At 71.4% G+C, this 25,671-nt stretch carries 19 protein-coding genes; 10 read left to right on the top strand and 9 right to left on the bottom strand.

The window, feature by feature from the left end:
* Positions 1 to 36 precede the first annotated feature (36 nt).
* From OG776_RS20375 to OG776_RS20365, 3 genes are all read right to left on the bottom strand, one after another.
* Positions 37 to 2,469, bottom strand: coding sequence for a dolichyl-phosphate beta-glucosyltransferase (locus OG776_RS20375; protein ID WP_329322036.1), 2,433 nt, complete (start codon positions 2,467 to 2,469; stop codon positions 37 to 39).
* A 32-nt stretch (positions 2,470 to 2,501) separates the two neighbouring features.
* Positions 2,502 to 3,200, bottom strand: a complete 699-nt coding sequence (locus OG776_RS20370) for a GntR family transcriptional regulator (RefSeq protein WP_148012448.1) — start codon at positions 3,198 to 3,200, stop codon at positions 2,502 to 2,504.
* A 213-nt stretch (positions 3,201 to 3,413) separates the two neighbouring features.
* Positions 3,414 to 4,769, bottom strand: coding sequence for an aspartate aminotransferase family protein (locus tag OG776_RS20365; protein ID WP_329322034.1), 1,356 nt, complete (start codon positions 4,767 to 4,769; stop codon positions 3,414 to 3,416).
* A gap of 241 nt (positions 4,770 to 5,010) precedes the next feature.
* On the opposite strand from OG776_RS20365, the gene OG776_RS20360 reads away from it, so the two are divergent.
* Entirely contained in the window at positions 5,011 to 6,987 is a 1,977-nt protein-coding gene (locus OG776_RS20360; protein WP_329322032.1) for a serine/threonine-protein kinase, read from the top strand.
* Positions 6,988 to 7,138: 151 nt separating this feature from the next.
* Positions 7,139 to 8,671: a substrate-binding domain-containing protein gene (locus OG776_RS20355; protein WP_148012379.1), complete on the top strand. Its 1,533-nt coding sequence runs from the start codon at positions 7,139 to 7,141 to the stop codon at positions 8,669 to 8,671.
* A gap of 257 nt (positions 8,672 to 8,928) precedes the next feature.
* Here the strand turns inward: OG776_RS20355 and OG776_RS20350 are convergent, their stop codons facing one another.
* The gene (locus OG776_RS20350) at positions 8,929 to 9,669 is read right to left on the bottom strand and encodes an SLATT domain-containing protein (RefSeq protein WP_148012378.1); all 741 of its coding nucleotides are present in this window, start codon (positions 9,667 to 9,669) and stop codon (positions 8,929 to 8,931) included.
* A gap of 335 nt (positions 9,670 to 10,004) precedes the next feature.
* Between OG776_RS20350 and OG776_RS20345 the strand changes: the two genes are divergently transcribed.
* The 7 genes from OG776_RS20345 to OG776_RS20315 all read left to right on the top strand — a co-directional run bounded on the left by OG776_RS20345 (position 10,005) and on the right by OG776_RS20315 (position 16,731).
* Positions 10,005 to 10,346 carry a YbaB/EbfC family nucleoid-associated protein gene (locus tag OG776_RS20345; RefSeq protein WP_148012377.1) on the top strand — a complete coding sequence of 114 codons (342 nt, stop codon included), beginning with the start codon at positions 10,005 to 10,007 and terminating at the stop codon, positions 10,344 to 10,346.
* A gap of 58 nt (positions 10,347 to 10,404) precedes the next feature.
* Positions 10,405 to 11,004 (top strand): recombination mediator RecR, encoded by a 600-nt coding sequence (gene recR, locus OG776_RS20340; RefSeq protein WP_148012376.1) that lies wholly within the window; start codon positions 10,405 to 10,407, stop codon positions 11,002 to 11,004.
* Positions 10,997 to 11,656 (top strand): DUF5063 domain-containing protein, encoded by a 660-nt coding sequence (locus tag OG776_RS20335; RefSeq protein ID WP_148012375.1) that lies wholly within the window; start codon positions 10,997 to 10,999, stop codon positions 11,654 to 11,656. Before recR ends, OG776_RS20335 begins: the two co-directional genes overlap by 8 nt.
* 388 nt (positions 11,657 to 12,044) lie before the next feature.
* On the top strand, positions 12,045 to 13,322 hold the full coding sequence (locus OG776_RS20330) for an aspartate kinase (protein WP_148012374.1): 1,278 nt from the start codon (positions 12,045 to 12,047) through the stop codon (positions 13,320 to 13,322).
* Positions 13,322 to 14,479 carry an aspartate-semialdehyde dehydrogenase gene (locus OG776_RS20325; RefSeq protein WP_329322027.1) on the top strand — a complete coding sequence of 386 codons (1,158 nt, stop codon included), beginning with the start codon at positions 13,322 to 13,324 and terminating at the stop codon, positions 14,477 to 14,479. The genes OG776_RS20330 and OG776_RS20325 overlap by 1 nt, the downstream gene beginning before the upstream one ends.
* A gap of 453 nt (positions 14,480 to 14,932) precedes the next feature.
* The gene (locus OG776_RS20320) at positions 14,933 to 15,604 is read left to right on the top strand and encodes a SigE family RNA polymerase sigma factor (protein WP_148012372.1); all 672 of its coding nucleotides are present in this window, start codon (positions 14,933 to 14,935) and stop codon (positions 15,602 to 15,604) included.
* A complete protein-coding gene (locus OG776_RS20315) occupies positions 15,601 to 16,731 on the top strand; it encodes a hypothetical protein (RefSeq protein WP_261994844.1) in 1,131 nt (376 codons plus the stop codon). The genes OG776_RS20320 and OG776_RS20315 overlap by 4 nt, the downstream gene beginning before the upstream one ends.
* Before the next feature lie 115 nt (positions 16,732 to 16,846).
* On the opposite strand, the gene OG776_RS20310 is transcribed toward OG776_RS20315, so the two are convergent.
* Positions 16,847 to 17,707, bottom strand: a complete 861-nt coding sequence (locus OG776_RS20310) for an SURF1 family protein (RefSeq protein ID WP_329322024.1) — start codon at positions 17,705 to 17,707, stop codon at positions 16,847 to 16,849.
* A 111-nt stretch (positions 17,708 to 17,818) separates the two neighbouring features.
* On the opposite strand from OG776_RS20310, the gene OG776_RS20305 reads away from it, so the two are divergent.
* Positions 17,819 to 19,660 carry a S9 family peptidase gene (locus OG776_RS20305; RefSeq protein ID WP_329322022.1) on the top strand — a complete coding sequence of 614 codons (1,842 nt, stop codon included), beginning with the start codon at positions 17,819 to 17,821 and terminating at the stop codon, positions 19,658 to 19,660.
* A gap of 697 nt (positions 19,661 to 20,357) precedes the next feature.
* Here the strand turns inward: OG776_RS20305 and OG776_RS20300 are convergent.
* The 4 genes from OG776_RS20300 to OG776_RS20285 form a co-directional block, all read right to left on the bottom strand.
* Positions 20,358 to 22,352: an NAD-binding protein gene (locus OG776_RS20300; protein ID WP_329323737.1), complete on the bottom strand. Its 1,995-nt coding sequence runs from the start codon at positions 22,350 to 22,352 to the stop codon at positions 20,358 to 20,360.
* 397 nt (positions 22,353 to 22,749) lie between these two features.
* Positions 22,750 to 23,379 carry a hypothetical protein gene (locus tag OG776_RS20295; RefSeq protein ID WP_261994569.1) on the bottom strand — a complete coding sequence of 210 codons (630 nt, stop codon included), beginning with the start codon at positions 23,377 to 23,379 and terminating at the stop codon, positions 22,750 to 22,752.
* Positions 23,376 to 25,166 carry an alpha/beta hydrolase gene (locus tag OG776_RS20290; protein ID WP_329322020.1) on the bottom strand — a complete coding sequence of 597 codons (1,791 nt, stop codon included), beginning with the start codon at positions 25,164 to 25,166 and terminating at the stop codon, positions 23,376 to 23,378. Before OG776_RS20290 ends, OG776_RS20295 begins: the two co-directional genes overlap by 4 nt.
* Positions 25,167 to 25,168: 2 nt before the next feature.
* Positions 25,169 to 25,339, bottom strand: coding sequence for a hypothetical protein (locus OG776_RS20285; protein WP_261994570.1), 171 nt, complete (start codon positions 25,337 to 25,339; stop codon positions 25,169 to 25,171).
* Positions 25,340 to 25,671: the final 332 nt, after the last annotated feature.

The following is a 25,671-nucleotide window of genomic DNA, read 5'->3' as shown; positions in this document are numbered from 1 at the left end:
CGGTGGTCAGGGAAGCGTAATGCGTGGGGCCCGTCCTCAGTCACCCTCGTGCAGATCCCATACCCAGACCCCGTGAACCCACGTGCCGGGGCGGCCCACCAGCTTGTCCAGGGCATCCCGCAGCTCGTTCTGGTGGGGCTGAGGGACCAGCACCAGCGCGCCCGCCCTCCAGAACGCGAAGTCGGCACGGGCCTGCGCCTGCCAGTTCTTGCCGATCACCGGGACCCTGCCCGAGTAGCGGACGTCACGCAGCATGTTCGAGGTGAAGCGGGGGGAGGCGCCGTAGATGCCGATGTGATCGGGCCCGTACGGGCCGTTGTAGTACCCGCCGGGCAGCGAGAAGCCGAGGCCCGCCGCCGTCTGCCAGTGCAGCGCCTCCGCGGCGCCCGGGTCCGGAAGCGGCACCGGCACCAGGGACTCGCCCTTGGCCGGGTCCACGTACGCCCGCCACGTCCCGTCGGTGAAGAAGGCGGGGACCGGCACCCGTTCGACGGTCTTCAGGGGGGCCGGGACGAGGGGGAGCAGCGCGGCCGCGACGGCGAGGGCGCCGAAGTACTGGGTGGCGGCGCGCCGGGCGCTCAGCAGCCCCTCGATCGCGACGGCCACCAGCATGCCCAGCACGGGTGCGCAGATCATCGCGACCCGGCCCTCGATGACGGACTCGAAGAGGGGCTTGTGGGCGAGCAGCGCCCAGGGGCCGGGCAGCACGACGTCTGTCGTCGGGACGCGGAACCTCGGTCCCAGCGAGAGCACGGCGGCGGCCAGTGCCGTGAAGGCGAGCGCCTTGACGAGCGCCCGCTCCCACAGCCGTACGACGACCGCGAAGGCGAACACGACCAGCGGCCACCCGTAGAAGGCGTTCTGCTCGGTGGGGTTGAGGGAGAGCGCGCTCGCCCGCCCGGCGTCCCCGGCGAGCAGCGAGCGCTCGGCGAAGGAGAGCAGGGCGAGGGGGCTGTTGCCGGCGTTGTCGCCGTGCAGCACGCTCGAGTAGCTCTGCGGGCCGGCGAACTGCCAGTACAGCGGGAACGCGACGATCGGCAGGCACACGGCCCCCGCCACCGCCAGTCCGTTCAGCAGCGGACGCCATGCCTCCCGGGCGGCGTCGCGCCGGACGAGCCCGTAGCCGAGGGCGAACAGGGCCATGCCCATCGACGCGAGCAGCAGCGGCTCCTCGCCGAGGAAGATCTGGTACGCGGCCATCAGGCCGAGCACGATCCCGTCCCGGACGACCCGCGTGCCGGCGCACAGCCGCAGCGCGCGGTCGATGATCAGCGGGACCATGAACAGGATCACGAAGTTCGGGTGCGCGTTCGCGTGACTGATCATCGGGGGGGCGAAGGCGGCGAGCGCGGCGCCGGCGAACGCCGCGCCCCGGTGGGCCACGACCCGTTTGGCGATCAGCCAGTACCAGGCGGCGCCGGTCGCGGCCAGCCCCAGCGTCATGACGAGGCTGAGCGCGACCGCCGGGCCGAACAGCAGGGTGACCGGCGCGAACGGGACGGACAGGCCCAGCATGACCGTGTTGGCCATGAGGTTCACGCCGTCGGGGAAACCCTGCAGGGTGGTGAAGAGCGGGTTGTGGAGATGGCGGACGTTGTCCGCCGTGACCGCGAAGAACCACTCCCACTGGTTCTGGTCCTGGAGGGAGTCCGGGAGATAGCGGCCGTCCGGGTCCGCCCAGCGGCCGGAGTAGAGGGCGACCGCCATCAGGAGGAAGAGGGCGACCGCGAGGAGGTCCGCGGGGCGGACGGAGCGGGCCTTGAGGACGGTCAGTTCGGCGAGGACCCGGCCGTAGTCGAGGGGCCGCACCTTCGAGCCCGGCTGGTGGGACCAGCGGACCGGGACCTCGGCCAGCGGCCAGCCCGACCGGCGGAAGTACTGGAGCACCTCCACGTCGATGCCCCAGCCGTTGAGCCGTGACGCGCCGAACGCCTCCCGCGCGCGCTCCCCGTCGAAGAGCTTGAACCCGCACTGGGTGTCGCGTATGCCGGGCACCGCGACGCTGCGTATCAGGAAGTTCCCGGCGCGGCCGAGCAGCTCGCGCAGCCGGTGCTGGTGCTTGTCTATCGTGGCGCCCGGCGTGGCCCGGGACCCTATCGCGGCCGCGTGGCCCTCGCCGAGCGCCTTGTCGAGCAGTTCCAGCTCCTCGATGGGCGCGGCCAGATCGGCGTCCGTGACGAGGACCCGGCGGCCGTACGAGGCGAGGACGCCCAGACGCAGGGCGTTGCCCTTGCCGCGGTTGCGGGGGCTGGTGACGAGCTGGACGCGGGGCTCGCGGGCGCGGACGGAGTCGACGACGTCCTGGGTGCCGTCGGTGGATCCGTCGTCCACGACGATCAGTTCCCAGGTGCCGAAGCGGGTCTCGTTGTCGCGCAGATGCGTGATGATCGCGTCGAGGGTCGGCGCGAGCCGTCGCTCCTCGTTGTAGGCGGGGACGACGACCGACAGGTCGATGGCGGGAGCCGGCATGTCCTCTATGACGTCCGTGGTCCGGTGCGCGCTCATTCGGCGGCCAGACGTTCGATGAGGGCTAGGGAGTGCGCGTTGTACTCGGTGACGATCGTATGCGCCGTCTCCGGGTCGCGCCGCGCGAGCGCGTCCACGAGTTCCGTGTGCCCGGACCAGAGATAGCCCCGCAGGTCGTCCACCCGGCGGAGGTGCTGCACCGTGCAGACCCAGGACTGGACGCGCAGCCGGTGCAGGAAGTCGGCGAGGTAGGCGTTGCCGAAGAGGGCGCTCAGCTCGCGCCAGAAGCGCAGGTCGTAGCCGATGAGGATGTTCAGGTCGCCCGCGACGGCGGCGCGCTGGGCCTCCTCGCCCCGGCGGCGGACGCCCGCGAGGGCGGCGAGGACGCGGGGGTCGTCGGCGAGTTTCATGCCGTCGCCCTCGATGAGGCTGTGGAACATCCCGTCCGCGACGAGGCTACGGGCCTCGATCATGCCGCGGAAGTCGGCCGGGGAGTACTCGTGCACGCGGAAGCCGCGGTGCTGGTCCGCGTCGAGCAGGCCCTGCGCGGACAGATCGACGAGGGCCTCGCGGACCGGGGTCGCGGAGACGCCGTACTGCTCGGCGATCTCCTTCACCGTGAATTCCTGCCCCGGCTGGAGGCGGCCTGCCAGCACCTCGTCGCGGAGTGCGTCGGCGATCTGCTGCCGCAGGGTGCTGCGGGTTACGGCGCCAGTGCCGCCGGTGCCGGGCATGGTGTGTCGCTCCCCCATCGCGTACGGGTGCACGTGCGTGCCTTGTGGTTCCTCTATGAGCACGTCACCTTACGCGGTGGGGTTCCCCCGGAGGCCTTCTCGCCCCGTCCCGGGGCGCTGCGCACCCCGGGCCCCCGCATCGGCCTGTGCGGCCGATGCGGGGGGCCGGGGGCGGTGCACCCGGCTACGGACGGGTCGGGCCGGACACGCTGGTCAGACCGTGTGTTCGTCGGCCACCGACAGGGCCGTGTCCAGCACCGCGAGCCCCTCCTTCGCCTCGGCCTCCGTGACGTTGCACGGCGGCACGACATGCGTACGGTTCATGTTCACGAAGGGCCACAGCCCGTGGGCCTTCGCGGTCGCCGCGAACGCCGCCATGGGCGCGTTGTCCGTCCCCGAGGCGTTGTACGGCACCAACGGTTCCCGCGTCTCCCGGTCCCTGACCAGCTCAAGGGCCCAGAACACGCCCGTACCGCGCACCTCGCCGACACTGGGGTGCCGCTCGGCGAGCTCCCGCAGCCCGGGTCCGAGCACCGTCTCCCCGATCCGCGCGGCCTGCTCGACGATGCCCTCCTCCTCCATCACGTTGATCGTGGCGACGGCCGCCGCGCACGCCAGCGGATGCCCGGAGTACGTGAGGCCGCCGGGGTAGGGGCGGCGCGCGAAGGTCTCCGCGATCTCGGCGGAGATGGCGACGCCGCCCAGCGGCACGTACCCGGAGTTCACGCCCTTCGCGAAGGTCATCAGGTCCGGCGTCACGTCGTAGTGGTCGGCGGCGAACCACTTTCCGGTCCGCCCGAACCCGGCCATGACCTCGTCCAGGACGAAGACGATCCCGTACCGGTCGCAGATCTCCCGCACCCCGGCGAGGTAGCCGGGCGGCGGCGTCATGATGCCGGCCGTGCCGGGGATCGTCTCCAGGACGACGGCCGCGATGGTGCCCGGTCCCTCGAAGGCGACGGTGTCCTCCAGGTGCTGGAGCGCGCGCTCGCACTCCTGCCGCTCGTCCTGCGCGTGGAAGGGGGAGCGGTAGAGGAACGGCGCCCAGAAGTGGACGACCCCGGCCGCGCCGATGTCGTTCGGCCAGCGCCGCGGGTCACCGGTGAGGTTGATCGCGGTGGAGGTGGCCCCGTGGTACGAGCGGTACGCGGAGAGGATCTTCGGACGCCCGGTGTGCAGCCGTGCCATCCGCGTCGCGTTCTCCACGGCCTCGGCGCCGCCGTTGGTGAAGAAGATCTTGTCCAGGTCGCCGGGGGTCCGCTCGGCTATCAGCCGGGCCGCCTCCGACCGCGCCTCGACGGCGAAGGCGGGCGCGAACGTCGTCAGGGTGGCGGCCTGCTCCTGGATCGCGGCGACGACCTTCGGGTGCTGGTAGCCGATGTTGGTGAAGACGAGCCCGCTGGTGAAGTCCAGATACCGCTTGCCTTCGTAGTCCCAGAAGTACGACCCCTCCGCGCCGGCGACGGCGAGCGGGTCGATGAGCTCCTGTGCGGACCAGGAGTGGAACACGTGCGCGCGGTCCGCGGCCTTCACTGCGGCGCCGACCTGGGGGCTGGGCTGAGGGGTCATGCGCCGAAGCGTAGGTGTCCACGGAGCGGACGCGATATCGGCGTCCTGTCTGCGGTCCGGTGCTTTCCGCGACAGTCTGTCGGGCGTGGGAGCCCCGGGACGGAGTGCCCGGCGGACGCGCGACGGGCGTCACGGAAACGCCAGACGCTGTTACGGAACCGTAGACGGCACCCCACCCGCCTCCCCGGACGGCCCCACTATCCTCGGGCTGTTGCACACGTACGGGGGAGGGCGCGCGACGATGGAGAAGCTGGGGGACGGGGACCCGCGTCAGATCGGGGTGTACCGGCTGATGGCGCGGCTCGGTGCCGGCGGGATGGGGAACGTCTATCTCGCGCGCTCCGACCGCGGCCGTACCGTCGCGGTGAAACTGGTCCGCGAGGAGCTGGCCGAGCAGGAGGAGTTCCGGGCCCGCTTCCGGCAGGAGGTGCAGGCCGCGCGCCGGGTCGGCGGGTACTGGACCGCGCCCGTGCTGGACGCCGACACCGAGGCCGCGATCCCGTGGGTCGCGACCGGTTACGTGGCCGGGCCCAGCCTCCAGACGGTCGTCGGCCACGACCACGGCGCGCTCCCGGAGCGTTCCGTGCGCATCCTCGCGGCCGGTCTCGCGCACGCCCTGAAGGACATCCACGCCGCCGGACTCATCCACCGCGACCTCAAGCCCTCCAACGTGCTCGTGACGATCGACGGCCCGCGCGTCATCGACTTCGGGATCGCGCGCGCCCTGGAGACCGTCACCGACGGCGGTCTCACCCGCACCGGCGCCCTCATCGGCTCGCCGGGCTTCATGGCGCCCGAGCAGGTCCGCGGCGACCGTGTCACGCCTGCCTGCGACGTCTTCTGCCTGGGCTCGGTCCTCTCGTACGCGGCCACGGGCGTGCTCCCCTTCGGGGCCGCCGGCAGCGGGGCGCACGCGATGATGTTCCGCATCGCGCAGGAGGACCCGGACCTGGAGGGCGTACCGGAGGGGCTCGCCGACCTCGTAGGGCACTGTCTGCGCAAGGACCCCGGGGCGCGGCCCTCGCTCGACGAGATCCTGCAGCGGACGGGCGCGGAGGACACGGTGTCGGGCGGACGGTCCCGTGACCCGTGGCTGCCGAGTGCGCTGGTCGCCCAACTCGGTCGGCACGCCGTGCGGTTGCTGGACACGGAGAACCCGGACGCGACGCCCGCCGCGCTCCCGACGGTTCCGCAGCGGGCCGCGGACCCGACGGCCGCCCCGGCCCCCGACCTGTCCAAGCCACCCGCCGCACCCGCCGCGTCCGCGCCCGCATCCGAGCCCGCACCCGAGCCCGCTGGACCCGCCGCATCCGCCGAGCCCGTCGCCTCCGGCGCGGTGCCGGTCCCCGAGGTCTCCCCGGAGCACGCGGCCACCCCGCCGCCGGGGCAGCCGGGCCCGGCGGACCATCTCCCCACGATGATCGGGGGTTTCCACGGGACGCCCCCGCCGGCCGCACCGCCCGCGCCGCATCCCGCGTACGGCTACCCCCAGCAGCACCCCAGCCCCGCGGGACCGCCCGCCTACGGCTATCCGCAGGGCGGTTGGGGCACCCAGCCGGGCTCCTACGGCACGACGACGCCGTACGGCCCCGGCGCAGGACCCGTCCCCGACCACCTGGAGCCCCCGCGGAGGAACGGACGCTCGACCGCCGCCCTGATCGTGGTGGCGCTGGTCGTCGCGCTGGGCGCGGGCGGCTCCGTGTACGCCCTGATGCAGGGCGGCAGCGGCGGCACCGACGACTCGAAGGGGACCCGGCCCACCACCGCTCCCGCGACGCCGGGCCCGTCGGCGTCCGGGCCGTCCGGCTCCGCCTCCGCTCCGGCCCCCACCGAGTCGTCGGCCTCGCCGTCGGCCGGGAGCGGGACCGTCCCGGAGGGGTTCCTCGGCACCTGGGGCGCCTCCATCGACAACGCGACGGGGCACAACACACGTCGGCTCACCATCCGGCAGGGCGAGGTCGGCGACACGGTCCTCTCGCTCACCGCGGACGGCCCGCTCGGCAGCGGCACCTACCACTGCGTCTTCGAGGCCACGCTGACCACGGCCCCGGCGGCCGACAGCACGCTGCGGATCGGTCCCTCGCAGGTCGTCTCCGGCGAACCGCTCTCCTCCTGCACCCCGGGCGCCGCCTCGGAGGTGACCCTGTTGCCCGACGGCGGTCTGCGCCGGGTGAACAGCGACTCGGGCGACGCCCTGACGTACACGAAAAGCGGCTGACCGGCGTATCCGGGAAGCGGTGCCCGCGGGCCGGCCGCGGTCGGGGCCGGCCGCCGCCGACTTCCGCCGAGACTTCATCCGGCGTACGCCGGGCGTTCCCGGTCCTGGGCGTACGGTGACCGCACCGTCGGGCTCGGGGGAGTGGCTCGCGATGGAGTGGTTGAGCGCAGAGAACGTAGTGGCCGTCGGGACCGCCGTGATCGGTGTCGTCTCCTCCGCTGTGATGGTCTGGTACGAGCGGCGGGTGCCGCGGCGCAAACGCATCGGGTACCGGGTGCAGATGGACAACCCGGTGGGCGACGACGTGCGTTCGGGGCGCGCCAACGTGCGGCTCGGGCTGTTCGACGAGGCACCGGGCATGGCCGACGCCACCCTGGTGCTGCTGCGGATCGAGAACGACGGCTCGCAGAGCATCGCGGGCGACGACTACACGAGCCGTGAACGGCACGGTCTCACCGCGGTGTTCACCGACCGCACCATCCGGGGCGTGTCCGTCACCCAGCCGCCCGGCACCGACCACCTGATGGACCACTTCACCCCGGCCGCGGGGCTCAGTTACGAGGGCGGCACCCTGCGCATCCCGCGCGTCCCGCTCAACCGGGGCGAGCACTTCAAGCTGCTCGTGCTGCTGTCGGGCGGTGACGTCGGCCGGAACATACGGCTCATCGGCGGCCTGCGGGACGGCGAGGTCAGCCCCAACCGCAGTACGACACCGGACGACCAGCCGCCGCTGTTCAGCCGCGCGGCCCGGACGATCACCGTGGTGCTGACGGCGTGCGTGGTCACCCTCGCGCTGATCGTCGTGCTGCGGGACGACTCGCCGCCGCCGATCGGCTGCGAGAAGGGCACCCTGACGGTCACCGGCTCGACCGCCTTCGCGCCCGTCATGAGCGAGCTGGCGAAGAAGTACGAGCGGGACTGCGGGGGTTCCGACATCGTGGTCGACGCGCACGGCAGCACGGCGGGGGTGCGTGAGCTCGCGGACGCGGGGGCCAAGGCCGAGAACGGGTCGCCGCCCGTCGTGGCCCTCTCCGACGGGCCCAAGCCGAGCGGGTTCCCGCAGCTGCGGGAGAACCGGGTCGCGGTCTCGGTCTTCGCGCTGGTCGTCAACGACGGGATCCCGCTGCGCGGCCTCACCCTGGACGAGGTACGCCGCCTCTACCGCGGCGAGATCCGCAACTGGAAGCAGCTCGGCGGCCCCGACCGGCCGGTGCTCCTCGTCAGCCGGGACGCCAACTCCGGTACCCGGCAGGTCTTCCAGCGCCGGGTGCTGGGCCGCGGCGAGATCGCGAACTCCTCCCTCGACTGCGTCCACAAGGACGACGCGACGGCCCCCGTGGTGCGCTGCGAACTCGACTCCACCGACCAGGTGCTGAGCACCGTGGCGGGGCTCCCCGGCGCGATCGGGTACAGCGAGCTGAACCTCGCGACCGGCCGCAAGGGCCTGCACCGGCTCACCCTCGCCGGCCACACCCCCTCCGTGGAGGCGCTGGAGCGCGGTGCCGGCGACTACCCGTACCGCGAGATCGAGTACGCCTACACCTACGGCCAGCCGCCCGCCGACTCCCTGGCCTCCAGCTTCCTCGCCTACATCAGCAGGGGCAGCGGCCAGGACGTGATCCGCACCCACGGCCACCTGCCGTGCGGCACCCCGGTGGGCCTGAAGATCTGCGGCACGAACTGACCCCACGCCGCCCTGACAAGGGGCGCGGGGAACGGCGCGACAAGCCCTCACGCCCCCGCACCGAACACACGGCCTGGGCCCCCTGATGAGGGGCGCGGGGAACGGCGCGACAAGCCCTCACGCCCCCGCACCGAACACACGGCCTGGGCCCCCTGATGAGGGGCGCGGGGAACGGCGCGACAAGCCCTCACGCCCCCGCACCGAACACACGGCCTGGGCCCCCAGCCCCCACCCCCCACCTGGCCCCGCCCGGAGGGCTACCGCGGCTCGGGCGGCCGCTGCCGCGGCATGTTCGGACGAGTCCCCGGCGGCAACGGAACCCGCCCCTGCGGCGCCCCCTCCGCCCGGGGCGTCCCGGCCGCCGACGACTGGATCCCCAGCGGCGCGGTCCCCGTCCGGAACTCCACCATCCAGTCCGCCGTCTCGGTCCTGACCAGCTCCGTCACGTCCTCGCAGAACCTGCGCAGGACACCGAGACACCGCTCCGCCGCCTCGCTGGCGGTCCCCTCCGCCGGCCCCAGCACCTCCCGCACGCTCTCGGACGCCCAGTCGAACTGGAGCGCCTGGAGCCGCCGCTGCACGGCCTGCGCCGTGGCCACGTCCCTTATCCACCCGGAGGTCACCCCGAAGAACCGGTCGCCCGCCACACACGCCACTCCGAGCAGCAGCGCGAGATACCCCCAGGGAGCCACGCCGCCGACGACTCCGGTGAGATCCAGCAGCGGCAGCGCCGCTCCGGCCACCGCGCCCAGCGCCGCCCCGCCCCGCAGCACCCGGGCCGCCCACCGCTTCCCGGACCGGTCCGACAGGTACCAGGACGCCGTGTCGAGGGCCCCCCGCTCCACCCACCGGTACAGCTCGTGGAGCCGCTCGGCCGGTTCGCCCCAGTCCCCGAGCGGGAGCGGCCTGCCGGTCAGGTCGCCCGGCCGGGGCCCCGCGGACCCGTCGTTCCGGGCGTCCTGGGGCGGCCCCTCGGGCTGCATCTCCGGCTGGCTCACCCGGCACTCCCTCCTGACGACGGTGATGACGCCGACGACGACGCGGACCACGACTCCGGCGACGACGGCTCCGACGAAAACTAGTGACGTTGTGTGATGCTGCGTGACGCATGATGCCCGGGCGCCGTCCCTTTCCTACCGCCCAATGGGTGGCGATGGCCTGATTTTCACCGGTTTTCCGCCCGGACGTGGGTCTTCGTCAGGTATAGGCGGACGGGCGGTGTCACTCGAAAGAGTGCTGGGGCGACCGGCCCGTCGACCACGTAGGCTCGTGCTGAGCGGGAAAACCCCGCCCGCGCAGTGGTGCGGACAGCCGTACGACCCAGGAGCTGATCGTGATTCCCGGTGGTGGCCAGCCCAACATGCAGCAGCTGCTCCAGCAGGCCCAGAAGATGCAGCAGGACCTCGCGAACGCGCAGGAGGAACTCGCGCGCACGGAGGTGGAAGGCCAGTCGGGCGGCGGTCTGGTGAAGGCGACGGTGACCGGCTCCGGCGAGCTCCGCGCCCTGGTGATCGACCCGAAGGCGGTGGACCCCGAGGACACGGAGACGCTCGCCGACCTGGTCGTCGCGGCGGTCCAGGCGGCGAACGAGAACGCGCAGGCGCTCCAGCAGCAGAAGCTCGGCCCGCTCGCCCAGGGCCTCGGCGGCAGCGGCATCCCCGGTCTGCCCTTCTAAGACCGGCGGCGGCCAACTACCGTACGTACTGAACGAATCCAGGAAGGGCGGCAGTCCGTTGTACGAAGGCGTGGTCCAGGACCTCATCGACGAGTTGGGGCGGCTGCCCGGCGTCGGTCCCAAGAGCGCGCAGCGGATCGCCTTCCACATCCTGCAGGCCGAGCCGACGGACGTCCGCCGGCTCGCGCAGTGCCTCATGGAGGTCAAGGCGAAGGTCCGCTTCTGCGCGACCTGCGGCAACGTGGCGCAGGAGGAGCTGTGCAACATCTGCCGCGACCCGCGCCGCGACCTGTCGGTGATCTGCGTGGTCGAGGAGCCGAAGGACGTCATCGCGATCGAGCGGACGCGTGAGTTCCGGGGGAAGTACCACGTGCTCGGCGGTGCGATCAGCCCGATCGAGGGCGTCGGTCCGGACGACCTGCGGATAAGGGAGCTGCTCGCCCGCCTCGCGGACGGCGCGGTCACGGAACTCATCCTGGCCACCGACCCGAACCTGGAGGGCGAGGCCACGGCCACGTATCTCGCCCGCATGATCAAGCCCATGGGCCTCAGGGTCACCCGCCTGGCCAGCGGCCTCCCGGTGGGTGGCGACCTGGAATACGCGGACGAGGTCACGCTCGGCCGCGCCTTCGAGGGGAGACGACTCCTAGATGTCTGACGCCACACTGCACGCCACCAACCAGGACCCCGACGACTTCGGCGTCCAGATCGCGGACCAGGTCGAGAGTTTCCTGGTCGCCGTCGCCGAGGTGGCCAAGGGCGACGAGCCGGACTCGGCGGTCCCCTTCCTCCTCCTGGAGATCTCCCAGCTCCTGCTGGCGGGCGGCCGCCTGGGCGCGCACGAGGACATCGTCCCCGACGAGCGCTACGAGCCGGACCTCGGTCCCGAGCCGGACGTCGACGAGCTGCGCCAGCGCCTCGCCGTGATGCTGGAGCCGATCGACGTCTACTCCGAGGTCTTCGACCCGTACGAGCCCCGCAGGGCCCCGGTCGCCTGCCGGATCTCGGACGACTTCGCGGACGTCATCACGGACCTGCGCCACGGCATGGCCCACTACCGCGCGGGACGCACCAGCGAGGCGCTGTGGTGGTGGCAGTTCTCGTACTTCTCGAACTGGGGCTCCACCGCCTCGGCCGCCCTGCGCGCCCTGCAGTCCCTGGTGGCCCACGTGCGGCTGAACCAGCCTCTGGACGACCTGAACGGCCTGGACACCGACCAGGACCTCGGTGAGGAGATCCTCGCGGAGGAGGCGGGCCGGGTGATGGCCGAGGAGCTCGGCGGACCGCTGGGCCTGGGCACGTCCAAGTAGTCCGGCGGCGGTCCGGCGAAATCGGTCCGGCGAAAACAGTCCGGCGAAAACGGCCTGGCGGGAGCGGTCCGGCGCCGCGATCCGCCCGGTGCGCCGTGACGTACCCGCTGCGCCCGGCGTGCGCTCCCTCCTCGTCCGTGCCCGGGTCGCACCGGTCCCCGTGTGACTCGGGGCACTTTCCGGAGTGGCGGAGCCCGGACGCGGGCAGATGCCGCCTCGGAGCGGCCGGAGGATCCCTGACGGCCTCGGTCGACCTGACGGTCCGCAGTGATCACGTCGTGAGCGGGACATCTCACGATGCGATACTTCGGAAGGGAAATCCGGCCGCTCGTTAAACTGAGCCGACCGCAGGAGTGCGGTGCAGAGACAGATGGAGCGAGGAGCGCACGTGGGCCTTGTCGTGCAGAAGTACGGAGGTTCCTCCGTAGCCGATGCCGAGGGCATCAAGCGCGTCGCCAAGCGGATCGTGGAAGCGAAGAAGAACGGCCACCAGGTGGTCGTGGTCGTTTCCGCGATGGGCGACACGACGGACGAGCTGATCGATCTCGCCGAGCAGGTGTCTCCGATGCCCAGCGGGCGAGAGTTCGACATGCTCCTGACCGCGGGTGAGCGGATCTCCATGGCCCTGCTGGCGATGGCGATCAAGAACCTGGGCCACAGCGCCCAGTCCTTCACCGGCAGCCAGGCCGGTGTCATCACCGACTCGGTCCACAACAAGGCGCGGATCATCGACGTCACGCCCGGTCGTATCCGGACCGCCCTCGACGAGGGCAACATCGCCATCGTCGCCGGGTTCCAGGGCGTCTCCCAGGACAAGAAGGACATCACCACGCTCGGGCGCGGCGGGTCCGACACGACGGCCGTCGCCCTCGCCGCGGCGCTCGACGCCGAGGTCTGCGAGATCTACACCGACGTCGACGGCGTGTTCACCGCCGACCCGCGGGTGGTGAAGAAGGCGAAGAAGATCGACTGGATCGCCTTCGAGGACATGCTGGAGCTCGCCGCCTCCGGCTCCAAGGTGCTGCTCCACCGCTGTGTGGAGTACGCCCGCCGCTACAACATCCCGATCCACGTGCGCTCGTCCTTCAGCGGACTGCAGGGCACCTGGGTCAGCAACGCACCGATCCAGCAAGGGGACCAGAAGGTGGAGCAGGCCATCATCTCCGGTGTCGCTCACGACACCTCCGAGGCCAAGGTCACGGTCGTCGGTGTCCCGGACAAGCCGGGCGAGGCCGCCTCGATCTTCCGGGCCATCGCCGACGCCGAGATCAACATCGACATGGTCGTGCAGAACGTGTCCGCCGCCTCCACGGGCCTCACGGACATCTCCTTCACCCTTCCCAAGACCGAGGGCCGCAAGGCCATCGACGCCCTGGAGAAGGCCCGGTCCGTCATCGGCTACGACTCGCTGCGCTACGACGACCAGATCGGCAAGATCTCGCTGGTCGGCGCGGGCATGAAGACGAACCCGGGTGTCACGGCCGGCTTCTTCGAGGCGCTCAGCGACGCCGGGGTCAACATCGAACTGATCTCGACCTCCGAGATCCGCATCTCGGTCGTGACCCGCGCGGACGACGTGCCGGAGGCCGTGCGCGCCGTGCACACCGCCTTCGGTCTCGACTCCGACAGCGACGAGGCCGTCGTCTACGGGGGCACTGGCCGCTGATGGCCGAACGGACCGGGCGACCGGCTGAACACTCCGGACCCTCCGGTCGCCCCGGTCACTCCGATCACCTCGGACGTCCCGGACGCCTCGGACGTCCCACGCTCGCGGTCGTGGGCGCGACCGGCGCCGTCGGCGGCGTCATGCTCCAGATCCTGTCCCAGCACGCGGACATCTGGGGCGAGATCCGGCTGCTCGCCTCCCCGCGCTCGGCCGGCCGCAAGCTGGCCGTGCGCGGCGAGCAGGTCGAGGTGGCGGCCCTGAGCGAGGCCGCCCTCGACGGCGTCGACGTCGCGATGTTCGACGTGCCCGACGAGGTGGCCGCCCACTGGGCGCCGATCGCCGCCGCCAAGGGCGTGATCGTCGTGGACAACTCGGGCGCCTTCCGGATGGACCCGGACGTGCCCCTGGTCGTCCCCGAGGTCAATCCGCACACCGCGCGGATGCGTCCGCGCGGGATCATCGCCAACCCGAACTGCACCACCCTCTCCATGATCGTGGCGCTCGGCGCGCTGCACGCCGAGTTCGGACTGCGCGAACTGGTGGTCTCCAGCTACCAGGCGGTGAGCGGCGCCGGGCGTGCCGGCGTCGACACCCTGCGCCAGCAGCTGTCCCTGGTCGCCGGCACGGAACTGGGGACCAGCCCCGGCGACGTACGCCGCGCGGTGGGCGACAACACCGGCCCGTTCCCGGAGCCGGTGGCGCTGAACGTCGTACCGTGGGCCGGGTCGCTGCGCGAGGACGGCTGGTCCTCGGAGGAGATGAAGGTCCGGGACGAGTCCCGCAAGATCCTCGGCCTGCCCCACCTGCCGGTGGCCGTGACCTGCGTCCGCGTTCCGGTCGTCACCACGCACTCCCTCACCGTCCACGCCCGCTTCGAGGACAGGGTCACGGTGGCGAAGGCGCGGGAGATCCTGGCCACCGCGCCCGGGGTCGTCCTGTTCGACGATCCGGCCGCCGGCGAGTTCCCCACCCCCGCCGACGTCGTGGGCACCGACCCGACCTGGGTCGGCCGCGTCCGCCGGGCGCTCGACGATCCGACCGCCCTCGAACTCTTCGTCTGCGGCGACAACCTCCGCAAGGGCGCCGCGCTCAACACGGCGCAGATCGCGGAGCTGGTGGCGGCGGAGCTGTCGGTCCGTGCCGCCGACCGGGCGTGACCTGCGCGGCGGGTTTCCCGGCCGCGGGCGGGGGCCGCGAAAAATCTCCCTGGTCATCTCCGGAATCGTTTGTAGGATCTGTGTGAGTCCTGTGGCCGGAATAATGGTCCGGACCACTTGATCGAGACCCACCCGGCGTTCGAAGATTTCCCTCCCCGTCCTCCGCAACCGTGCGGAGGGCGGGGAGCGTCTTTGCGGTAGCCCTGCGCGGGTGGTCCGGGGGCGGCAGGGCACATGGGGCATAGGGGATGAGCTTTAACGCATGAGGGCTTTCAGTGCACTTTCAGGCGCGCTGTCGGGCGCGTCGGCATGTGTTCCGGTGGGCGTGGCGGAGTGCGCGAGAGCGGGTGCCGCGATGCGCGCACGGGTGGGGGTTTCGGCCGAAGTGATGGCCGAGGCGAATGTGATGCCCGTCGCGTACAACCCTGACGGGGGGACGCGTGTCCAACTGGCGTGGCAGAGGTACTCGAATTCACCGCGGTACAGACGAGGGGCGCGGCCCTGCGTCCACCCCGCCGACTCCGCAGCCCCGGCGCGCCCGGCGGCATGCCGGTGATCGCGCCCATGCCCGCAGCGCGGCCCGCCCGCATACCGAGCCAGCGCGACGGCGCTGAGGACAGCAGCACGGCCGCAGGCACGACGGTCGACCATCTGACCGAGACCTACCGCGCCCACTACCGGTCGCTCCTGGGTCTCGCGGCGCTCCTGCTCGACGACACGGCCTCCTGCGAGGACGTCGTCCAGGAGGCCTTCATCCGGGTGCACTCGGCGCGCAAGCGCGTCCGTGACCCGGAGAAGACGCTCGCCTACCTGCGGCAGACCGTCGTCAACCTCTCGCGGTCCGCCCTCCGCCGGCGCATCCTCGGCCTCAAGCTCCTCTCGAAGCCGATGCCCGACATGGCGAGCGCCGAGGAGGGCGCGTACGACCTGCTGGAGCGCGACGCGCTGAAGAAGGCGATGAAGGGCCTGCAGCGCCGCCAGCGCGAGGTCCTGGTGCTGCGCTACTTCGCGGACATGACCGAGGCCCAGGTGGCCGAGACCCTCGGCATATCGCTCGGCTCGGTCAAGGCGTACGGCTCGCGCGGAATCGCGGCGCTCCGGGTGGCCATGGAGACCCCGGCATGAGCGAGAACGAGAACGGGCGGCGCCGTGACGGGGAACGGCATCCGGAGCACGAGCACACGCAATCGCACGCTGGGAACGGAACTGTGAACCACGGCCCCGACGGACAGCCCGGCGAACCGGGCACGGCCGACCTGGGCACCGAAGCGCTCGCCCCGGACGAACTGGCACTGCGCCGGCTGCTGCACCAGGCGGTCGAGGAGATCGAACCCACCGACGGCACGCTGGAGCATCTGCGCCGCGCGGTGCCGGCCCGGCGGGCCCGCAAGCGCCAGGCCCTCGTGGGCATGGCCGCCGCCGCGCTCTTCATCGGCACGGCCGTCCCGGCCCTGATCCACGTCTCGAACGCGTCCGGTTCGAACGCCGACCCCTCCATCGCGGGCAACAGCTCGCAGGCACAGGGCGGCGCGGGCCAGGGCAAGAACCCGGACGGCGGCGAGAGCACCGCGGGCGGCGGCTCCGGCACCTCCAAGGGCCACGACAAGAAGGACCCGACGGGAGCACCCGACAAGAACAAGGACGCGAGCACCGGGGCGGCCACCGGAGGCCCCGATCCGTCGGCCTCGGCACCCCCCGCGCCCCCCTGTACGGGGGCGCAGCTCAGTGCCACCGGCACCGTCGGCGTCCCGGACGCGGCCGGTGCGGTCTACGGCTCCTTCAGCGTCTCGAACGCCTCCGGCATCAGCTGCACCGTCAGCGGCGCGGGTGCCGTCAGCACCCTGGCCCAGGGCGCGGCCGACTCGTCCAAGATCAGCGTGGTGACGCATGTCGCCGGCGACGCGGCCACCGGCCTGCCCGACCCGTCCACGGGGGTCGCCTCGCTGGTGCTGCAGCCGAGCGTCTCGTACGTCGTGAAGTTCGCCTGGGTGCCGTCGGAGACCTGTCCGACCACCGGCGGAGGCGATCCCTCGCCGGATCCCAGCTCCACGGAGGGCGCCACCACGGTCGGCGGCACCGGCACGGACACCGGCGGTACGGGCACCTCGGCCCAGCTCCTCAGGGAGGACGGCGTGGCCGACGGCAGTGTCACCGTCTCCTACGCGACGGACACGGGCGCGAGCACCTCGGCGACGGTGACCGGCGCCTGCGCGGGCACGGTGTACCGGACGGGGATTCTGGCCGCGTCCTGAGCACGGGCGACCCCGGGACACGGACGTCCCCGGGGCCGGGCGCCGGGCGTCCACGGGGCGGTTCCCGAGCGCCTGCGGAACGGACTCCGGGCCGCCCGGAGCGGTCTCCGAGGCCCTACGGAACGGGGCTCTGGGCGGGATCCCGCACCGCACGCCCGTCCGGGTCCCCCTCCGGGGTCCCGTTCCGTTCCTGATCCGCGCCTCCGTCGGTCCCCTCCGAGGGGATCAGACCCAGCTCGGCGTCCCGCGCGAACTCCGCCTCGCGGCGCAGCAGCCGGAACCACATGAAGACCACGAAGCCCGCGAAGACGAACCACTCGCCGGTGTAGCCGAGGTTCTGGAACGCCTTCAGGTCGAGGCCGGTGCCCTGCGGGGCGGTCGCGGGCACCGCCGTCATCCCGCTGTCGGCCTTCGCGAGGGTGATCCAGGCGTCGTAGACCTTGTACGGCACCAGGTTCACCAGCGACGCGGAGCTGATCGCGCCGGTCTGTCCGGCGGGAAGGCCGCCGGCGGCGCTCACCCCGTCGGAACCCGGGCTCTCCGAGACCTGCAGCGCGCCCGTGACGGTCACCTCGCCGGCCGGCGCGGCGGGCGCCTTCGCCGGGTCCGCGGTACCGGGCAGCCAGCCCCGGACGACGGGCAGCGCCTGGCCGCCCTCGGTGCGCAGCAGCGTGAGCACGTAGAACCCGTGGCTGCCGTTCAGTTCGCGGCCCGGCACCAGCAGCTGCCTGCCGTACCGGCCGGTGGCGACGGCCTGCTTGCCGGACGTGTCCTTGTCGACGGGCAGCAGTTCGCGCAGCGGCCTGGCCGGGTCCGTCCGGGCCGCCGCGGCCTGCTCACCGGCGTCGCGCTGGTCCTGGACCCGGTCCTCGAACCGGCTCAACTGCCACGACCCCATGAAGATGCAGAAGGGGATGGCCAACAGCACGAAGACGTTGATCCCCCACCAGCGGGGCGTCAGCAGGAACCGGTACACGACTTCAAAGGTACGGTGCCGCCGCGCGCGGCCGGGCTCGGGGTCCCGGAGTTGTCCACAGGCTGGGGGCCTCGGCGGCGCGAGGACGGGCGGGCCAGGCACTATGGGGCCATGACTGAGAGCAACGGGTCCGTCGAGCAGCAGCAGGCGGCCATGCCCGACTGGGAGAAGCGCTTCAGGGCACCGAGGGTGTCGCTGCCGGACTGGGCGGAGGACGCCCCGCACCGCTCGCTGTTCGTCTCCAACGCGACCGGGACGTACGAGCTGTACGCGTGGGACCGCGATACGGGCGAGCAGCGCCAGGTCACGGACCGGGCGAACGGTACGACGGACGGGGTGCTCTCCCCGGACGGCGCATGGATCTGGTGGTTCGACGACAAGGACGGCGACGAGTTCGGCATCTGGCGCCGGCAGCGTTTCGCCGCGCCCGACGCTTCCGCCGCCGGTCCCGGGGGCGTGGACGAGCCGGCGGCACCGGGCCTGGAGCCCTCGTACCCCGGGGGGCTCGCCATCGGCCGGGACGGGCGCACGGCGGTCGTGGGCCGCTCGACGGACGAGGACGGGTCGACGATCCACCTGGTCCGGTCCGGCGAGGACCCCGTGGAGATCTACCGCCACCGGGAGTCGGCCGGTGTCGGCGACCTCTCCCACGACGGCTCCCTGATCGCCGTGGAGCACACCGAGCACGGCGACGCGATGCACTCGTCGCTGCGCGTGCTGCGCCCGGACGGCACGACGGTCGCGGAGCTCGACGACACCAAGGGCGGCACGGTCGAGCTGGGCCTCGAGGTGCTGGGATTCGCCCCGGTCGACGGGGACACCCGGCTGCTCATCGGCCATCAGCGGCGCGGCCGTTGGGAGCCGATGGTGTGGGACGTCGCGACCGGCGAGGAGACCGACCTCTCCCTCGACCTGCCCGGCGACGTGGGTGCCGAATGGTATCCGGACGGTTCGGCGCTGCTGATCGTGCACGGTTTCGAGGCCCGCAGCGAGCTGTGGCGCTACGAGCCGGCGACCGGCGAGCTGCTCCGCGTGCCCACCCCCGCGGGCACGGTGTCCGGGGCGACGGCCCGCCCCGACGGCAGCGTGGAGTACCTGTGGTCGTCGGCGGCCGAGCCGTCGTCCGTCCGCTCGACGAGTGGCGGGGTCATCCTCGATCCGCCCGGTCTGAAGTCCCCGGGCTCGGTCCCCGTGGAGGACGTCTGGGTGGAGGGCCCCGGCGGCAGGGTCCACGCCCTGGTCCAGAAACCGGCGTGGGCGACGGGACCGCTGCCGACCGTCTTCGACATCCACGGCGGCCCGACCTGGCACGACAGCGACGCGTTCGCGGCCGGCCCGGCGGCGTGGGTGGACCACGGGTACGCGGTGGTGCGCGTCAACTACCGGGGTTCGACCGGGTACGGACGGGAGTGGACGGACGCCCTCAAGCACCGGGTCGGGCTCATCGAGCTGGAGGACATCGCGGCGGTCCGTGAGTGGGCGGTGACGTCCGGACTCGCCGACCCCGAGCGCCTGATCCTCACCGGTGGTTCCTGGGGCGGCTATCTCACCCTGCTGGGCCTGGGCACCCAGCCGGACGCCTGGACCCTCGGCATCGCCGCGGTCCCGGTCGCGGACTACGTCACGGCGTACCACGACGAGATGGAGGCGCTGAAGGCCATGGACCGCACGCTGCTGGGCGGCACTCCGGAGGAGGTCCCCGAGCGTTTCGAGGCGTCCTCGCCCCTGACGTACGTGGACGCCGTCAAGGCCCCCGTCTACATCTCCGCCGGCGTGAACGACCCCCGCTGTCCCATCCGCCAGGTCGAGAACTACGTCGACCGCCTCGCCGCCCGGGGAGCCGTCCACGAGGTCTACCGCTACGACGCGGGCCACGGCTCCCTGGTCGTCGACGAACGCATCAAGCAGGTCCAGCTGGAACTGACCTTCGCGAAGAATCACCTTCCGGCCTGAGGAGCGCGTCCGGCAGGGACCGGTGCCTCCGGCGGTTACCTGGGGGACGGGGGTCTCCGGTGGTGGCGGGTGCCTCGGGCGGTGGCGGGTGACTCCGGTGGTGAGCCGGGGTCTCCGGTGGTGACGGGGGTCTCCGGTGGTGAAGAGGGTGACGGTCGGGATGAGGTGACGAGGACGACGGAGGTGGCTGCGGGGATGCGGTGACGAGGGGCGGGCCGGTGACTAGGGGCGCCCCGACGCCCCGGGGCGCCTCGGCGCGGGCCTGCCCCGCCGCAGACGTCCCTAACGGCCTGGCGCCATCGACGTGTTCCTCCCGGCAGCCGTCCCGGCCCGTCCCTACCGACGTGTCTACGAGGCCCACTCCCACGGGGTGGCACGCCCCGGGGGTCAGGGCCGGAGCCGAGGCTTCCCGGGGTTGAGGGCGGGAGTCCCGGCTTCCCGGGGTTCAGGGCGGAAGCCCAGGCCCCCCGAGTTCAGGGCCGGAGCCCCGGCCTCCTGGGGTCCAGGGGCGGAGCCCCGGCGAAGGCTGGGGCGAAGCCCTGTGGGGCCCGGGGGCGAAGCCCCGGTGGGGTCTGGGGCGAAGCCCCAGGAGGATGGGACGGGTAGGGGCGGCGGGGGCGAAAGACGGGGACGCCCACCCCCACAACCCGCCCTCTGAGCCCCGCCCCTCACTCCGCCCCGCCCCCCGCCCGGAGGGCTACGGCTCGGCCCGCTCCGGCTCCCGCTCGCGCCCCCGCCGCCCCAGCAACTCCGCCAGCCCACGGCGCGTGGCCGCCAGCACCACCCGGTCCTCCGCCCGCAGCACATAGGAGGAGGGAAGATCCCAGACCAGCCCGCTGGGCGCCCGCCCGGAACCCGCCCCGCTGGGCGCCCGCCCGGAAGCCGCGCCCCCGCTCCCCCCGCCGCCCGGGGAATCCCCCCGCCGGCCCACTCCCGTCTCCAGCGCGAGCACCCGCCACGCCCCGGCCCGGAAGGCGTCCCCCACAGTCCGCCCCTCCAACTGCGCGTGCCCGCCCACCTGGATGGCGGCGAACAGCAACACCCGCCGTTCGACCGGGATCGCCCCGAGGATCTGCCGCCCCATCATCGCCCCGGCGAACGCGGGCGCGGTGAGATGCGAAACGCTGCGGCTCCGGGTGAGCGCCTGCGGATGCGCGGCCCGCAGGGTCCGGTACACGGCGGTCGCGAAGTCGTCGTCGTACAGCCGCAGCACCACCCGCAGATCGGGCCGCACCGTACGGGCGTACAGCGCCGCCTCCAGGTTCGTCGTGTCCGCGCTGGTCAGCGCGAGCAACGCGTGCGCCCGGTGGATCTTCGCGGCCTCCAGCACACCTTCCTGGGTCACATCCCCCAGCACCACCGGCACCCGCAGCCGCCGGGCCAGCGCGAGTCCCCGCGCCTCGGGGTCGGCCTCCACGCACACCACGGGAATGTTCAGCTCCCGCAGGCGCGCCAGCACCCGTGTACCGATCTTGCCGACCCCGAGCAGCACCACATGCCCGGACAGCCCCCGCGGCGGCTTGCGCAGGGCGGACCCGCTCCGGAACGTACCCAGCGCCTCCAGGACGGCGGCGAGCAGCACGGGAAGCAGCAGCAACCCGACCAGCCCGGAGAAGAGCTGGAGGACCTGCCGCCCGGCCGGTTCGCCGATGGCGGGGTTGTTGATGGCGAAGAGGTCGAGCAGGGTCAGATAGGTCGCGCGGAGCGGGGGCTCGCGGGTGACGGCCATCGAGGCGACCGCCAGCCCGATCACACACGCCACCAGCCCGGCGAACGACCAGCGCAGCCGCCGCGACAGCAGCGACGCGAACGGCGGCACGCTGCGCCCGCCGGACACCACGGGTCCCGTGTACGAGACGGTCTCCAGGACGACGGTCCCGCGCCCGGTGGCGGCGGCCACCGCCCGTTCGTCGGGCAGCAGCCGGGGCCCCTGCGGGCCGCTGCTCTCCGAACCGTCCGCCCCGGCCGGGTCGTTGGTGGTGGCGGACAGCAGCGCGAGCGTGCACAGGCCGGGGTCGGCGACCTCGCCGGGGCCGGGCGGGGGCCGTTCCACGGCTCGCAGCATCAGCCCGTCCGTCTGGACGACCTTGCTGGTGCCGGCGACGGCGGTCGCGGCGAGCGCGGGCGCGGCGGTGTCGGCGTCGGACAGCACGGTGGTCGACGCGTCGAACCCGCCGGTGCTCCCGTCACCCCGGTCACCGCCACCGTCGCCCTGGCCGTCGTCGATCCCGGCGGTGGCCAACGCCGAGGCCTGGTCGAGGAGTTCCTTGATGTGCTCGCCGAGCCGCCGGTTGTAGAGCCGGATGACGAGCCGCAGCCGCGGATTGAGCCGGCGCGCGGTGAGCGCGGCGCGGATGTTGGTCTCGTCGTCGTCATGGACGAGCGCGAGGGCGGCGGCCCGCTCGACACCCGCCTCGGCGAGCACGGTCTCGGTGAGTTCGGTGGCCTCCAGCACCCGCTCGGAGCCGGGAGGTTCGCTCACCCGGCCCGGCGGCCCGTCTCCGTTCCCGGCGGCCCGGTTCACCGCCGCGGAGACCCGGTCGAAGAGGGTCGAGCCCCGGGCCCGCCCCACCACCGGCGGCCGCACGCGCCGCTGCGCGGGCGGCACGACGAGCGTCACCCGCTCGCCGTACACCCCCCGCAGCTCAGCGGCGAGCCGGTGCGCGAGCGCGTCGTCCCCGGCCACCACCATGTGCGCGACGTTCTCGGACGACGGACCCTGGTACGGAAGACTCCCCACAAGAAAGAAGAGTGCCGCACGGGGAGGCGTGGTTCCACACCGCACCCACCACAAGTACCGCTCCCGTACCTACGGTTGAGAAACGATGCTCGGACCCCGACGCTCCCTGACCCTCGGGGACCACAAGGCCGTTCGTGCTGCGGAAGGACCCACCAGCCCGGTCGGCCGGGTGGGAGGCGGCTTCGGAGAGCGCGGCTCACGGGATTCGACCGTCCTCGACGGCTCTGAGTTCACGGCGCGATCTCGCACTGAGCCCGGCAGGCCGGACTGCCGTCGCGTCCGCCTGAGCTCCGGCCGACAGGGTTCCGTCGAAGTCCGTGTCGCTGAACCGCAGTTCTGTCAGCGGCCCTCACGAGCTCGGCGGCGCCGAGGGTGTTGCTGTCGAGGGTGCGATCGGACCGGTGGAAGACCAGAAGGCGTCGTTCACGTTGGGGCGGGGGATCGCTTTGCCGTAGTAGCTGTGGCCATTTACTTGCGTTGATGGTGCGGCAACGTCTGATTTCTTGACGCAAGCGGTCTGGACGTCAAGAAAGAACTGTCCCTCCCCGCCGACGATCAAGCTCATCTTCAGTAGTCCGTCACTGGTCTCCGCGTACACCTCAGGGAATTCCCTGTCCGGGTTGACATCGGTGATTTCATGGCCGTCCCGCTTCCAGTAGCGCTCAATCACGCCGATGAGAGCCCCCCTCCTCGCCTCCGAAACCTTCGTCATCACGACTGCGCGGCGAGTGACATCCCCGTACCCACTGGATGCGCCGTCGCAACTGCCGTGATCTGAGGTGTCGTGAGTCCACTCGATGGAGGGTTTCACTGCCGAGAGAGTCCGTTGAATCAGTTTGTCGGCCTCGTTCGCCACTCCCTGCATATCCACTTTCGAACTCCCTTTTGCTTTTCCTGAATCTCCGTTGCCCGCGCTGCAGCCGGCGAGGGAGAGAATGGTGAGCGTGATGCCGATCGTTCGGACAGAATGCTTCTTCATCGAGGTTCTTCCGTCTTGATGTGATCGGATCTTCCGGCGACAATCTTGGCGATATTATTGGCCGCTGAGGGATTTCTGTCGGGATCAAAATATCCCGAGTGGGCCGGTGTCATCCCTTCACCTGAGAGCAGGAGCGGCAGCGGCCCGTCCCCTGATTCCATCCGTGTGGCGCCGAACTCCTTACTGGTGGGGTCTCTGCCGAACCAGCGCTCATCGTCCAGCGAATTGACGATGGCAGGGTCAGGGCCAAGAAGGCTACTTTTGGCCGGAAGCCAGGAAACCGGATCATTCCCGGCCGATGCCGCAAAGACATGCCCTTTACCGACGTTGAGTTCGCCTGCGGTCTGTGCACCCGTTCCGGGGCTTCCCAGAAGGACGATGTCGTCGACGCCTGGGATTCCGCCGTGCTCGCGGGCTGCGGTTCCCACCAAGAGGGAGCCGTATGAATGCCCGATGGCCGTGATGTGTGGATTCTTGTTCTCGTTGGTGGCTTCTACGCCCTCCATGAAGCTGAGGTAAGCGGGAGCACCCTTACTTGCGTTGCCTGTGGATGCTACCTCGGCGAAGTTGGGAGCGTCGTAGCCCAACCAGACGATGGAAGCAGTGGAGTGGTCGTACTTATAGGCTCCCTTCTGCGTCTGCAGTGCCCGGCGGACCGTGTCACCCGCGAAGTCACCGTCAAGCTTGGTGCCAAGCCCGGGAACATAAGCGGAGACGTTTTTTGAGGTATCAGGATTTCCGTAACTGACGATCGCCCGCCCGTTCCCCTCGTCTCCGACGCCCAGCAAGAACATCGGTGGACTGCCACCTTCGTCGAGTTTTTCCTGAATTCCCTTCAGGCCATCGAGTTGAGATTTTGAGAGGTCGTCATCCTGGACCTCGAGCTTTGCGATGAGGGCCTTCAGGTTCTCACGGTTCGCGTGATCGCGAACTTCGGCCGGAATTCCGTCAAGGTTTCCGATGAGGCCAGGGAAAGCGGAAAGATATTCTTGGCGTTGGTCCGGCGTGAGGTGCTCCCACCAGGCCTTGCGGTCCGCAGGAGACTCGTCGAGCGGAATTTGGTCCTCGAGGTAGGGCATCGCGGATGCGCCAACAATATCAATATCGGAAGCCAGGTCGGCCCAAGTCTTGGTATCCAAATCCAATCCAGGCGTGGCTTTCAGTCTCTCCAGTGCTCCGGAATAGCGGACGTCGATCTCTTGAGCGCGGAGCACGGCGTAAGCCACGCGGTCGGCGATGTCCATGGCCCTCGCGTAATGCGGATTCGGACTCTCGAACGTGGCTCCGTCTGCCCCGGTGCCGGGTTGGTAAAGCCCTACCTTGCCGGAAGAAGGACTCGGGTTGCTCGAATCGAACCGTCCGTTCTGGCCGTAGGCCGTTCCGCCGGGAACTTCCTTGTCCGTCAGCTCGCTCTGCCCACCGGCGGGATATCCGATACTGCCGTTCTCGTTGACGGTGTAACCGAGGGCCGCAGCGTCGTCCAGAGCCTCCAGGAGTTTATTGCGCTGGGTGGCTAATTCCGTTGCCAGACCGTCGACGCTGCCGCGAATGAGCCCGCACTCGGCCTGGATGTAGTAGTAGTTGTCGCTCAGCCGCTTGAGTCGCTTCACCGCGGCGTTCGCCGACTCACTCTCTTGGGTCTTGGCGAGCGGGCCACCCATCCGGCCGTCGACCTGTTCACGCGCGGAGTCGGCATGCCGGGACGTCGCGCCCCAGCCATCGGCTGCGTCAGAGAGCTCGGACAGTTTGAGATCCCTGAGTTGCTGCCAGGTCAGTGTCGACACCATGGTTACTCGCCCTTCACCTTGCCGGCCACCTTCACCGAGTCGGCCTTGGCGCCCACCTTGACGTCCACTTCACCCATGTCCCGAGCCACCCGGCACAACTTGGGGCCCAGCGCATCGCACTCATCTCGAACGGCGCCCAGACGCCTCTCCCACGAGGCGAGCACGGACTTCAAGACGCCCATGCTCGCGAGTCCCACTGATCCGTCGCCTACACCGGCATGGGCGGAACTCAACTCCGTCTTCGACCTGCCAGTGCTCGTCCGCAAATCGTCGGCGGTGCCCGCGGCTCGTGTCCACGGCCCGTGCGAGTGTTTGAGGATTCCCGCGCCGCGGCCCCCGTCCGTGCCGCCAGTGGGTCCACCAGGGTCAGCAGGAAGCTGATTGAGCTGCATCTGTGTTGTGTGCCGCTCGGCCGCTACCGCTTTGAGCTGCTCCCACTCCTCCCACGCCATGCGTGGCCCCCTCATGCCTTGTCGGATGCCGCCGAGCGGTTGGGACAATGCGG

The sequence above is a fragment of the Streptomyces sp. NBC_01689 genome, assembly GCF_036250675.1.
Taxonomy (GTDB): Bacteria; Actinomycetota; Actinomycetes; order Streptomycetales; family Streptomycetaceae; genus Streptomyces.
This window is presented reverse-complemented; position numbering and strand designations above follow the sequence as displayed.